Annotated in this window: 9 protein-coding genes; 5 read left to right on the top strand and 4 right to left on the bottom strand. The window is 64.7% G+C overall.

The features are described 5' to 3' along the window. Positions 1–2: 2 nt before the first annotated feature. From MTR62_RS06490 to MTR62_RS06475, 4 genes are all read right to left on the bottom strand, one after another. Entirely contained in the window at positions 3–1,913 is a 1,911-nt protein-coding gene (locus tag MTR62_RS06490) for a CocE/NonD family hydrolase (RefSeq protein ID WP_407672625.1), read from the bottom strand. A gap of 169 nt (positions 1,914–2,082) precedes the next feature. Further along, on the bottom strand, positions 2,083–4,239 hold the full coding sequence (locus MTR62_RS06485) for a YjeJ family protein (protein WP_244018189.1): 2,157 nt from the start codon (positions 4,237–4,239) through the stop codon (positions 2,083–2,085). A 231-nt stretch (positions 4,240–4,470) separates the two neighbouring features. Further along, positions 4,471–5,844, bottom strand: coding sequence for a class II 3-deoxy-7-phosphoheptulonate synthase (locus tag MTR62_RS06480; protein ID WP_244018187.1), 1,374 nt, complete (start codon positions 5,842–5,844; stop codon positions 4,471–4,473). Positions 5,845–6,076: 232 nt separating this feature from the next. Next, positions 6,077–9,106 carry a M16 family metallopeptidase gene (locus MTR62_RS06475; protein ID WP_244018185.1) on the bottom strand — a complete coding sequence of 1,010 codons (3,030 nt, stop codon included), beginning with the start codon at positions 9,104–9,106 and terminating at the stop codon, positions 6,077–6,079. 268 nt (positions 9,107–9,374) lie between these two features. On the opposite strand from MTR62_RS06475, the gene MTR62_RS06470 reads away from it, so the two are divergent. The 5 genes from MTR62_RS06470 (at position 9,375) to MTR62_RS06450 (ending at position 12,477) form a co-directional block, all read left to right on the top strand. After that, positions 9,375–9,956 carry a NifU family protein gene (locus MTR62_RS06470; RefSeq protein ID WP_244018183.1) on the top strand — a complete coding sequence of 194 codons (582 nt, stop codon included), beginning with the start codon at positions 9,375–9,377 and terminating at the stop codon, positions 9,954–9,956. Positions 9,957–10,010: 54 nt separating this feature from the next. Then, entirely contained in the window at positions 10,011–10,688 is a 678-nt protein-coding gene (gene tsaB, locus MTR62_RS06465; RefSeq protein WP_244018181.1) for a tRNA (adenosine(37)-N6)-threonylcarbamoyltransferase complex dimerization subunit type 1 TsaB, read from the top strand. A 97-nt stretch (positions 10,689–10,785) separates the two neighbouring features. Beyond that, positions 10,786–11,247, top strand: coding sequence for a GNAT family N-acetyltransferase (locus MTR62_RS06460; protein WP_244018179.1), 462 nt, complete (start codon positions 10,786–10,788; stop codon positions 11,245–11,247). Positions 11,248–11,412: 165 nt separating this feature from the next. Further along, positions 11,413–11,859, top strand: a complete 447-nt coding sequence (locus MTR62_RS06455; protein WP_244018177.1) for a MucR family transcriptional regulator — start codon at positions 11,413–11,415, stop codon at positions 11,857–11,859. Positions 11,860–12,051: 192 nt separating this feature from the next. After that, positions 12,052–12,477 (top strand): Fur family transcriptional regulator, encoded by a 426-nt coding sequence (locus MTR62_RS06450; protein ID WP_244018175.1) that lies wholly within the window; start codon positions 12,052–12,054, stop codon positions 12,475–12,477. The last annotated feature ends 10 nt before the right edge of the window (positions 12,478–12,487 follow it).

Here is a 12,487-nt window from a genome sequence, read left to right as displayed (position 1 = left end):
GATCACTCCGGCGCGATCGGCAGCCACACCGCGCTCGCCGCATCGCCGCCGTGCTGCACGGTCTCGGTCGCCTTGACGTAGTCGGAGGGCTTGGCCTTCATGATCGAGGGCACCCAGCTCTGCGGGTTGCGATCGTAGAGCGGGAACAGGCTCGACTGGACCTGGATCATGATCTTGTGGCCGGGCAGGAAGACATGATCGACGTTGGGCAGCGACCACTTGAAGTTGTAGCTCTTGCCCGATTCGAGCGGCGCGGGCGTCGCAAAGCCGTGGACGTAGCGGCCCCGGAAGATCTCGATCCCCATCGGCAGCTCGTACCCGGCCATGTCGGGGTGGGCGGAATCCTCTTCCGGGTAGACGTCGATCAGCTTGACCACGAAGTCGCTGTCCTGCCCACTGGTGAAGGCGTGCAGATCGACCTTGGGCGCGCCCTTGATGTGGACCGGCTTGGTCAGCACGCCGCTCGAATAGCTCAGCACATCGGTGCGGCTGTCGGCGAAGCGCTGGTCCTGCACCAGCCAGGTCTTCCACTCATCGCCGTCCATGTGGATCGGGCGCGGCAGCATCGGCACCGGCTTGGCCGGATCGGAGACGTAGCTGTCCGCCCCCGCCTCGGCCGGCTTGCTCCACGACAGGCCGAAATTACCCGCCAGATAGAGCGGGGTGTAGGCGCCATCGGGCCACTTATTGGAGACTTCCCACTTTTCCGCACCGGTCGAATAAGTGATCACAGTCGGGGTGTGGCACGCGGGCGCGTGGGTCTTGAGGTGGCAGTCGAGGAAGGGCAGTTCGTAATTTTCGCGGAACTGCTTGGCGGTATCGCCCTCAAACTGCAACTTGCCGAGCGAACGGCCGATGTAGTTCACGCCCGAGTGGCGCCAGGGACCGATCGCCAGGCTCACCATGTCGTTGTTGGTGTCCTTGGGCTTGAGCGCCTGGTAGACCGCCGGAGCGCCGTAGCTGTCCTCCTGGTCCCACTCACCCACGACCAGCAGCATGGGCACCGTCAGCGGGCGCCTGGCCAGCTGCTTGTCGACCGCCTGGTACTGCCACCAGTCGTCGTAAGCGGGATGTTCGAGCACCTTGCGGATCGCCGGAATGGCGAGCAGGCCGTACTTCTCAGCGTAGTCGTAGGCCGAGCCTTCCTTGAGGTAGGACGCGTAATCCTCGCCCGTGCCGCGCGGGACGGAGCCACCGCCCTTGAGCGTGGTCTGGCCCAGGTCATAATCGTAGCCGAAAGTGCGGAAGGCCCCGTTGTGGAACCAGTCGTCGCCCATCCAGCCATCGACCATCGGGCTTTGCGGGATCGTCGCCTGAAGCGCGGGGTGCGCATCGACCGTGCCCATCAGCGCGGTGAAGCCTTCGTACGACGAGCCGATCATGCCGACCTTGCCGTTGCTCTCCTTCACGTTCTTCACCAGCCAGTCGATGGTGTCGTAGGTGTCGGTCGCGTGGTCGGTCTTGGTCTTGTTGAACGCGCCGCGCAGCGGGCGGTTCATGACGTAATCGCCTTCCGAGGCGTGCTGCCCGCGAATATCCTGGAACACGCGGATATAGCCGTTGTCGACGAAGAGCTGGTCCGAATAGCGCACCACCTCGTCGATGTCCTGACTGCGGTGCTGGCTGGTCGCGTTCTCGGCGTCATACGGGGTGCGGGTGAGCAGCATGGGCGCATCGCTCAGGCCCTTGCGGAAGATGATGACGGTGTGCAGCTTGACCCCGTCGCGCATCGGAATGTCGACCACGCGGCGCACGAAATTGGCCTGGGGGCGAACCCAGTCGTATTCCTTGACGTGCTCGTCGGTCATCGTGTCGAGCGTGCCCTGCGGCGCGGCCGAGACGGCAAGAGTGGGAAGCGTGAGGGCGAGAGTTGCCACGCCAAGCGCAGCGGTGCGACGGATATGGTGTATCATGGGCGCAGGGGATGGACCGAGCCGTGCGTGCGGTCAAGCGGGGGAATGATGCGCTGCGACAAGAAGGGTTGCCGCGCCCACCGCCGCCAAGTCAGGTCCCCCGCCGCCGCTCTTGTCCACACGCCCGAACCTGCGGCCCGCCGCCGGGCGGCGGGGCGGAAAGGCCCCTTCAATAGTCGATGAACTTCGCCTCGTAGACGGGGCAGAAGGTCGCCGCATCCTTCCTCCCCTGCGCGGTGAAGCGGTCCATCGCGAAAGTATCGTCGGGCGCGTCGCGCTTGGCCGTGACCCAGTTCTGGAACGCGTTCAGGCTGTCGCGATAATAGCCCTTGAAATCAGGTTCAGCCTTGCCGGTGTAGGTCCATTTGACGATCAGCACGTTGCCGGTATCGACCTTGCACTCCGCCCGGCGGCGATAGAAGGGATGCACTTCAATGACCTCCCCTTCCATCTCGTAGACCAGATTGGTCTTGGCATCCCCCTCACCCTCATCGGGCGAATTGGCGGTGACCGCGGAATAGAGCGTGACCGGTGCGCGCGCCGGCGCCTCGATCTCGGCAGGCTTTGCCGTTGCCTGCTTGGGACGCTCAGCGGGTTTGGCGGCAGGCTTGGACGCGCCTGTGGCGCCTGTGGCCCCTGTTGCCGTCGCCGCCTTCATGGCATCGCCGGCGCCCTTCGCCTGCGTGCGGGCCTGTTCCTCGGCCGCGGCCATCGCCTGCTCGGTCTTGCGCTTTTCCTCGGCCAGACGCCGGTCGCGCTCGGCGATGGCGGCCCCGCCGTTGGCCAGGTATTCGCGGGTCGCAGGCGTTGCCACGGCCAGCCGCTTGATCGAGGGGTTGGCGAGCGCAAGCTGGCGCTGCTGCGCCACTTCCTGTTCGTAATTGCGCTGCTGGAGAGTGCGGATCATCGTCTGCCCGGCGCCGCGGATCGCGGCCAGCATCGCGGCGTTGGCCTGGCTCTTGCGCGCCATTTCCGCATCGAGCCGGGCGTCCTCGTCGATCACCTCATACAAATAGCGCAGCTTCGAGGCGTACCGTTCCGAAGTTTCGGCGACATAGGCGTTGAGGCGCTTTTCCTCGTTCGCCTCGTCCATCAACTGGCGGCTGTTGTCGGCAATGCCCGCCTGGGCTGCGAGCACGCCTTCCTGGACGTGATCGGCGGCGATGGCGTTCATCCAAGGAGCATAGTCGAACGTGGAAAGGAACGTGTCCACGCAGGCCCCGAATTTGCGGTAGTCCGCCTTGAGATCGGGAATATGCTCACGCGCCTTGGAGGCCGCCGTGCCCGCATCCCAGTTGCGCGAGATCGTGTAATCCGAAATGAACCCATCCGGGCACTTCCTGGGCAGGACGTAAGAGGGTGCGCGCTCCTTGTAGCTTTCCACCAGAGCCGCGTACTTCGCCGGAGCATCGCCCAGACTTTCGCGCAGCGCGGCCATCCGCGCGCCCGCCGCGCGCGCCCAGGGCAGAACCTCGGGGCCCATGCGGAAATTGGCCTTGGCATAGGCGCTGCGGGAGGAGTCGGCGCGGACCGTCGTCACGGACGGAAGGCTCCCCGTCGGTGTATCGAAAAACCCTTCGGCACTGGCAAACAGGGCCGCATAGTATGGAATTTCATGATAGCGCGGTTTCGCCACCCGCGCGCCATCTTCATCCAGACCAAAAAGCGCAAGGTCTGTCCCCCACTCCGTCTCGATCCACCCTTGCGTGTCGGGGGTACGATCATCGGGCAAGTCGAACAGCAGATCATAACGGGAAAGATTGAAATCATCGCGTTCGAAACGGCGCAGTTCTACGCTGTATTCGTAGCGCCTGGGCGCGGTCTTGAGGAAGGCAAGCGCTTCCTTCGTCCAGGGGCGCAGCCGCACCTTGTAAACGGGCACGGCGTAATAACGGGTCGCCAGCTTGGTCCTGCTGCGAAAGGCAAGCTGGGGATAGGGGTAATCGTACGGCGCCATGTCCCGCGTGACGAGCTGCACCTCCACAAGACCCCGCACCATGTTGCGCGGCGCCTTCCCCCCGATCACGAAATCGGGATCTATCGTCTTCGTCTTGTAGCGATAGAGCAGCGAGAAAAAGTGATCGAACACCAGCTTCTCGTCTTTTTCCGGGTGGGCCGCATTGAATTCCACCTGAGGCTGGTATCTGGTCTTGTTGTACCTTTCGAGACTGAAGCCGGGCAGAAAATCCCGGTTCGAAAAGAACGATTCGGGAAACGATAGTGAATAAGTCTTTTCCTTGGCCTGCGCCCCCGTTGCCAGGAGACCGGCAAGCGCCAGCCCGCGACCCCAGCCCCTCAGGAAACGCCGGGCATCAGACCCGGCCATTGCGTCACGAACCTTACGAAAATACCCCATCGCACGCCCCCGCTTACCCGACTTGAAACTTCCTTCAGCTAAGCCGACAGGAAAGATTGGGTAAAGCCAATACTGGCGCATTTCTGCGAGAATCTCGCACGCTATTCGTCAGACGAAAAAACAAAGCGGGCGGGAAGACCAGGATCTTCCCGCCCGCTTCGAAAAAGACAGACGAACAAAGGGCCAGCGCGGCCCGATCGGTCAGGCCGCTTCCTTGTGGCGCTCATTCGCCTCGAGGTTGAGCAGGTCGGCCATCTCGAACGCCAGCTCGATCGACTGCGCGCCGTTGAGGCGCGGGTCGCAATGCGTGTGGTAGCGATCGCCCAGACGCTCGTCGGTGATCGCGATGGCACCGCCGGTGCACTCGGTCACGTCCTGGCCGGTCATCTCGATGTGGATGCCGCCCGCGTGCGTGCCTTCGGCGCGGTGGACCGCGAAGAAGCCGCGCACTTCGGCCAGAATCCGCTCGAACGGACGGGTCTTGAGGCCCGATTCGGTCTTGATGACGTTGCCGTGCATCGGATCGCACGACCACACCACCGGGTGCCCCTCGGCCTTCACCGCGCGCACCAGCTTGGGCAGTCCGGCCTCGACCTTGTCATGGCCAAAGCGGCTGATCAGCGTCATGCGCCCCGGCTCGCGCGACGGGTTGAGCGTGTCGAGCATACGCAGCAGCGCGTCAGGCTCGAGGCTCGGCCCGCACTTCATGCCGATCGGGTTTTCCACCCCGCGCAGGAACTCGACGTGGGCCGATCCCTCGAATCGGGTACGATCGCCGATCCACAGCATGTGGGCCGAACAGTCGTACCAGCCGCCGGTCAGCGAATCGCGACGGGTCAGCGCTTCCTCGTAAGGCAGGAGCAGCGCTTCGTGGCTGGTGTAAAAGTGGGTGCCCTGAAGCTGCGGCACGGTCGACGGGTCGACCCCGCAAGCGGCCATGAAGTCGAGCGCTTCGCCGATGCGGTCGGCCATCTCGGCGAACTTCTCGCCCCAGGGGCTGCGATGGATGTGGTCCATCGTCCAGCGGTGAACCTGGTTGAGGTTGGCGTAACCGCCATTGGCAAAAGCGCGCAGCAGGTTGAGCGTCGAGGCCGACTGGCTGTAGGCCTGCAGCATGCGCGCGGGATCGTTGCGGCGCGCCTCGGCGTTGCCTTCGATGCCGTTGATGATGTCCCCGAAGTAGCTGGGCATCTCGACCCCGCCGACCATCTCGGTCGGGGCCGAACGCGGCTTGGCGAACTGGCCCGCCATGCGGCCCAGCTTGACCACCGGCTGCTTGCTGGCGAAGGTCAGAACCACCGCCATCTGCAACAGCACGCGGAAGGTGTCGCGGATATTGTCCGGGTGGAACTCGGCGAAGCTCTCCGCGCAGTCCCCGCCCTGAAGCAGGAAACCGCGACCCGCGGCCACTTCGGCCAGTTCCTTCTTCAGGTCGCGCGCTTCGCCCGCAAAGACCAGCGGCGGAAACTTCGCCAGGGTCGCCTCGACCTCGTGCAGTTTGTTCTCGTCGCCATAAACCGGAAGGTGGCGCGCTTCCTGCGCCTTCCAGCCATCCGGGGTCCAATTGCTAGCCACTTCAATCACTCCTGAAAATCGGCCCCCTCCCGGGCCGGTCACGTCCGGATTTCGGTTCTTGCCCGAACGCACACAAGGGGCGACCCCATAGCTGCTGGCCGCAATTTTTGCAAAGAGGCTTTAACCGATCACAGCAATCGGTTGCGCGCGCTGGCCTTTTTCCCACACGCCGGACGTGCGAGAGGGGGGCGGGCGAGAGGGGGGCAAGGCCCCGTCCCGCCTGCAGCGCGCGTTACTTCGCCGCAGCCTTTGCCGCCGCCATCGCGCCAGCGCCAGGCGCAGGGGCCATCGCCTCGCCCTCGGGCAGCACTTCGAGCCGCCACGAATTGCCCTGCCCCAGATACTTGGCGGCGAGCGCCTGCATCTTCTCGGGCGTGGTCTGGGTGTAGTCGTAAAGCACCGTGCGCACGCTGGAAAAGCGCACCGGATCGCGGCTGGCGCCCTCGAGCTGGTTCATGAAGAACGCCGTGCTCGACGCCGCGCGGGTGACCTGCTGGCGCAGCGGCTCGATCACGCGATCGAGTTCATCGGCGCTGGGCGGGTTGGTGATGAGATCCTGCGCGATTTCCTCGGCGGTCTGGAAGAACACGTCGACCGACTTGGGATCGACCTGCGCCACCGCGGTAATCGAACCGCCCGCCTGGAGATCGACCGGCCAGTCGGAAAAGACATAGGGCGAATAGGCCACGCCCAGCTTCTCGCGCACGGCATCGAGCAGGCGGTTGGTGAACAGCTGCGTGAGAATCTCGAGCTGGCGCGATTCGCGAATGCCCAGCGACCCGCCCCCGGTCGGCCAGGAAATGACCGCCGCGGCCTGATCGGGATCGCCGTGGTGGTGCAACACGACCGGGGTCGTGTCGGCCTTGGCGGGCACGATCGGCGGCGCCTTGGCGGTCGACAGGGCGTCGGTGCGCGGCTTGAGCGCGCCGAAGGTCTTTTCGAGCGCGGAAATTGCGGCGGCCTTGTCGAAGTCGCCGTAGATCTGCACTTCGACCGGGCCTTCGGACAGCGCCTTGGACCACATCTTCTTGAAGCCCTCGGGCGTTGCCTTGTCGATCTCGGCGGGCGTGGGCGTCGCGTAACGCGGGTCCTTGCCGTGCTGGTAGTAGGGCAGGTCGCGGCTGAGGATACCCTGGGGCGACGTCGCATAAGTATCGTACTGGATCTTGGCGGCGGCCTTGGCGCGGCGGAACGGGTTCACGTCCCAGCGCGGCAGATCGAGCTTGGCGGCGAAGAGATAGAGCTGGTCGGCCAGATCCTGCGGGCGCGTTTCGGCCTGGAGCTGGAACGCGGCGTCATCGACCGAGAAGTCGAAGCCCATCTTGCGCCCGGTCGAGATGCGATCGAGATCATCCATCCCCAGCGTCGCCTCGCCCGAGCCGACGAGCGCGTAGTTGCCGAGCGCGAGATAGGCCGCATCGGCCGGCTCGACCGAGCGCGTGCCGCCCCCGAAGCGGACCTTGACCACGACCCGTCCCGGCTCCTCGGTGACCGGCCAGAGCATGACCTTGACCCCGTTGGCGAAAGTCAACTCCTCAATGTCGAGCAGCCCCGTGGGCAGGTCCGAGACCGGCTTTTGCGGCGCGCCGATCGCGGGCAGCGTGTCGAACGAGACCGGCTTTTCGGTTGCGGCAAGCCGCGCGCTGGCGTCGGCCTTGATCGGATCGACCAGCGCCTGGTGGAGCTGTGCGTCGGTCGCATCGCCCGCCTTCTGGGTGGTGAACAGCGCGCGCGTGACCGTCCCCGAGAACAGCTTGCGAGTGTGCTCGAGGACCTTTTCAGGGGCGAACAGAGGCTTGGACTCGCGGAAGATGCGCAACACGTCCTGCGGGCCGGCCACGGTCTCGCGAATGTCGAGCGCGTTGACCAGATCGTCGGCAAGCTTGGCGCCGGGCAGGATGCGCTCCTGTTCGACCGGGACCTGGAAGGCAACGTCGAGTTCGGCCACTTCGCGGTCGATCTCGGCCTGCGAGGGCGGGCGGGTCATCGCATCGGCGATCACCGCGCGCACATCGTGAAGCGCCTTGTCCCAGTCCTCGCCGAGCGGCGTGACCGACACGAAGGTCACATCGGCGCTGCGCGAAACCTTGTCCTCGTTGACCGCCGCCGACAGGAAGCTGCCACCGGCGCGCGCGCGCGTTTCGAGGCGACGGTTGATGATCGCCTGCGCGATCTGGTCGGTCATCAGCCCCTGGTTGTAGGGGATGTTGTCGATCACCTGGCGCCAGGGGCGCAGCGTCGCGATCATGATCGAGGGCGGCAGGTCGGGCTCGACCAGCACGCGCGTCTCGCCCACCGGGGCCAGTTCCCTGGCGCTGCCGGTGTTACCGCCGGTGGGAGCGACCGGATCGCCAAAGCTGGGCACGGGGGCGAGCGGGCCCTCAGCCCGCCAGCCGCCGAACCACTTGCGCACATAGCTTTCCAGCATCGCCGGGTCGGCATCGCCCGCCACGATAACGGTCACGTTATCGGGGCGATACCAGCGGTGGTAGAACGCCTGGACCGACTTGTCGGTCGCCGCGTGAAGCGAGGCCGCCGTGCCGATCGGCTGACGCACGGCAAGGCGCTGCCCCTTGTAGAAGGTCTCCTGCAGCGCATCCTGCACGCGCTTGGCCGCACCGCCGTGTTCGCGCATCTCGGCCAGCACGATCGGCAGGTCCTGCTTGAGGTCGGCGGCCGAGAGCGTGGGCGCGGTGACCATGCCCGACATCAGCTTGAAAGTCTCGTCGAGCGAGGCGGCGGTGGCGTTGGGCAGATCGAGCTTGAACACCGTCTGCGTGGTCGAGGTCACGGCGTTGGTGTCGGTCCCGAAGGTCGCGCCCAGACGCTGGAAGGCGGCGATGGCCTGGCCCGACTTGATGTACTTCGATTCGCGAAACAGCATGTGTTCGAGCAGGTGCGCGTAGCCGCGCTCGCCATCGCTCTCGTTGAGCGAGCCGGCATCGACACGCACGCGGATCGAAACCTGACCCGGCGGCACGCCATTCTTACGCACCGCGTACTTGAGCCCGTTGGGCATCTCGCCAAAGTGCCAGGCCTTGTCGTGCGGAATGTCGCTGCCGCGGTAGAGCCATGGATCGGTCTCGTTGGTCTGCAGCACCGGCACGGGAACACCGGCGGGCGGTTGCACCCCGGCCGGCTGCGTGCCGGGATCGGCGGCGGAGGCCTGGGCATCGTCCTGGGCAAAGGCAGGCGTTGCAGGGGCTTGCAGCAGAAAGGCAAGGCAGGCGAGCGAGCTGACGGCGCGCGAGATCGTAGTCATTGCCAAGGCTATAAGCGCCGTTCGGATTAAGGACCAGTGAATAGACGACAACGCCTTTGCGACCACCGAACGATCCTGCGCGCCCGAAACACCAAGGCAACTTGCAAAGCCGCTTACCCCGAGGTTGCCGACCCTGGCGTTCATCTTTGCGACCGCGCCCGTGCGCTTGCAAACGCACACCGAAGCTCGTAACGCGAATGTATCAATTTCCGCCAATTCGCGCCCGATCCCTTGATCGCGCCCGCCAAAGCACTAGATCGCGTGCCCTATGTTCATTGAAACCGAAACGACTCCGAACCCCGCCACGCTCAAGTTCCTGCCCGGGCGCGAAGTCATGCCCGCCGGCACGCGCGAATTCACCTCGCCCGAAGACGCCAGCGCCTCGCCGCTCGCCGAAGCGCTGTTTGACCTGGGCGATGTCACCGGCGTGTTCTTCGGCCAGGCTTTCGTTTCGGTCACCGCCGCCCCCGGCGTCGAATGGCCCCAGCTCAAGCCGCAGGTAGTCTCGATCCTGCTCGACCACTTCGTCTCGCAGGCCCCGCTTTTTGCCACCGGCAGCGCGGGCGGCATCGGCGTCCCTCCGGCCGACGAGGATGCGGACTACGGCGACGATCCGGCCGATGCGGACGTGATCGACCAGATCAAGGACCTGATCGAGACCCGCGTTCGTCCGGCCGTGGCCAACGACGGCGGCGACATCGTCTATCGTGGTTTCCGCGAAGGCGTGGTCTACCTCTCGATGCAGGGCGCCTGCTCGGGCTGCCCTTCGTCGAGCGCGACGCTCAAGCACGGGATCGAGAGCCTGCTCAAGCACTACGTGCCCGAAGTCCTCGAAGTGCGCGCCGCCTGAACAGCCACGCCGCCAGTCGCCTGATCGCCTCCACGAGCCCTTGACCGCCCGACGATGCCTGCAAACGATTTTACACGCACCCTCGTGATCGACAGCGCCACCAGCGCCTGCTCGGTGGCGCTGTTCGAGGGCACGACGCTGATCGAGGGCGCATGGCGCAACCTGGGCCGCGGCCACGCCGAAGCGCTGGTCCCGATGATCGCCGCCCTGCCCGATCGCGGTCGCGCAGGACGCATCGCGGTCGCGCTCGGACCGGGCAGCTTTACCGGCGTGCGCGTGGGACTTGCCGCCGCGCGCGCGCTTGCCCTTGCCTGGGGCTCGGCCATCGTGGGCTACCCCAGCCTCGCACTGATCGCCGCGATGGCCCGCGCCCAGGACGGCGACGGCCCGCTCGACGTGGCGATGACCGGCGGCCACGGCGAATGGTTCGTCGAAAGCTTCGATGCCGCAGGCCACACCCTGCAGCCACTTGCCTCGCTCCCGCCCGAAGCCGCCGCCTCGCGGCTGCGCGCCGAGCGCGTGGCGGGCAATCAGGCCGAAGCGCTGGTGGCACGGCGCAAGTTCGGCACTCCCCTCAACCTCCTTCCCGACGCACGCGCCTTCGCCGCACTGCCCGACAACTGCCTCACCGCGGACATTAGCCCGCTTTACGGACGCGCGCCCGATGCCCGCCCGGCCTCGCCTGCGCCGCCCCCGTCGCGGCCACCTGCGGCCATGCCCGCGCCGACTTGACCGCGCAGCCGCGATCCGGCGCGTGGGCCCAGACTTTCGCGCCAACGGAAACGTGATGAAATACGATGAGCAAAGATCTGCAATAAACCGGGCGCCGATGACCGAAGATATCGACAAGTTGATGGATGTCATGAACGCCGCCTTCGACCCGGTCTACGGCGAAGCCTGGACTAGACGGCAAGTTGAGGATTCGCTGATCTTCGGACACACTTATTATTGCCTGATCGCCGAAGATGGCTCCGAACCGGACAACGACACTCCGGCGGCCGGCTTCAGCCTCTCGCGCCACGGCTTTGGCGAAGAAGAGCTGCTCCTCCTGGCAGTATCCCCAAAGCATCGCCGCCGCGGTCTGGGAAAGATCCTTCTCGATAAACTTAGCATTTCCTCTAACAAACGCGGCGCCGAGCGCCTTCTTCTTGAAATGCGCAAGGGAAATCCAGCCGAATCACTTTACACCACGTTCGGCTTTTACCGAATTGGCGAACGTCCGAACTACTACCGGATGCACAATGGCGAACTGGTCGACGCCATCACGTTCGCCTGCGATCTCAAAAATTAAGTTACTGTTAATTCCCGCATTCAAGTCCCACCGCCAGGTCAATTGGGACGTAACTTTGAATGCTACTTGAAACTTGCGCTAAATTCGTCCATTGGAGAAATCGGCAAGTCATGATTGACTCGCCACCCCCCAAAAAGCCTCAAGGTCGCAAAAGAGGAAAATAAAATGGAAAACGTTCAGCCCGACATGAGCGAAACGCTCATCACCCTTACCTCGGACATCGTCGCCGCCCACGTAAGCAACAACAGCGTGACTGTTGATGACCTCCCCTCGCTCATCAGCAATGTTTACGGCGCCCTCTCGGGCCTGGGTGGTTCGCACGTCGTCGAAGAAGAAAAGCCCGAGCCCGCCGTGTCGGTCCGCGCCTCGATCAAGCCGGATTACATCGTTTGCCTCGAAGACGGCAAGAAGCTCAAGATGCTCAAGCGTCACCTCATGACGCACTACAACATGACCCCGGAAGAATACCGCGCGCGCTGGAACCTGCCCGCCGACTATCCGATGGTCGCTCCCAATTACGCCGAAAAGCGCCGCGAACTCGCCAAGAAGATCGGCCTGGGCCGCAAGCCCAACGCCCGTCGCGGCCGCAAGCCCAAGGCCGTGGCGGCCTGATCGCCACGCGATAAGCGCGAAAGCGGGTACGGCTGAACAAGAACACCCTTTCGCCCCCGGACCGACCTTTCCGGGGACGAACCGTGCAAACGTTAGCCGTGCCCTCTTTCCTCTTCCCCGATAGTGTTGTTATCGGGGGCGCACCGGCCTAGATTGGCCGGTGTTTCCGTTTCAACTCAAGACAGGTCCAACGTGAGCCAGCCCATCGACATTGAAGCCCTGTGCGCCGAACGTGGCCTGCGGATTACCGAACAGCGCCGCGTCATCGCCAAGGTGCTTTCCGAAAGCACCGACCACCCCGACGTGGAAAAGCTGCACGAACGCGCCACCGCGATCGATCCCGGCATCTCGATCGCCACCGTCTACCGCACGGTGCGCCTGTTCGAGGAAGCCGGCATCCTTGACCGCCACGATTTCGGCGACGGCCGTGCGCGCTACGAAGCGGCTCCCGAGGCCCACCACGACCACATGATCGACGTCGAGACCGGTGCGGTCATCGAATTCGTCGATCCTGAACTGGAATCGCTGCAAAAGCAGATCGCCGAAAAGCTCGGCTTCCGCCTCGTCGACCACCGCATGGAACTGTTCGGCGTCAAGATCGAGCGCGAAGGCAACTAAGGTCACTCGG

The sequence above is a fragment of the Novosphingobium organovorum genome (genome assembly GCF_022832435.1).
GTDB lineage: Bacteria > Pseudomonadota > Alphaproteobacteria > Sphingomonadales > Sphingomonadaceae > Novosphingobium > Novosphingobium organovorum.
This window is presented reverse-complemented; position numbering and strand designations above follow the sequence as displayed.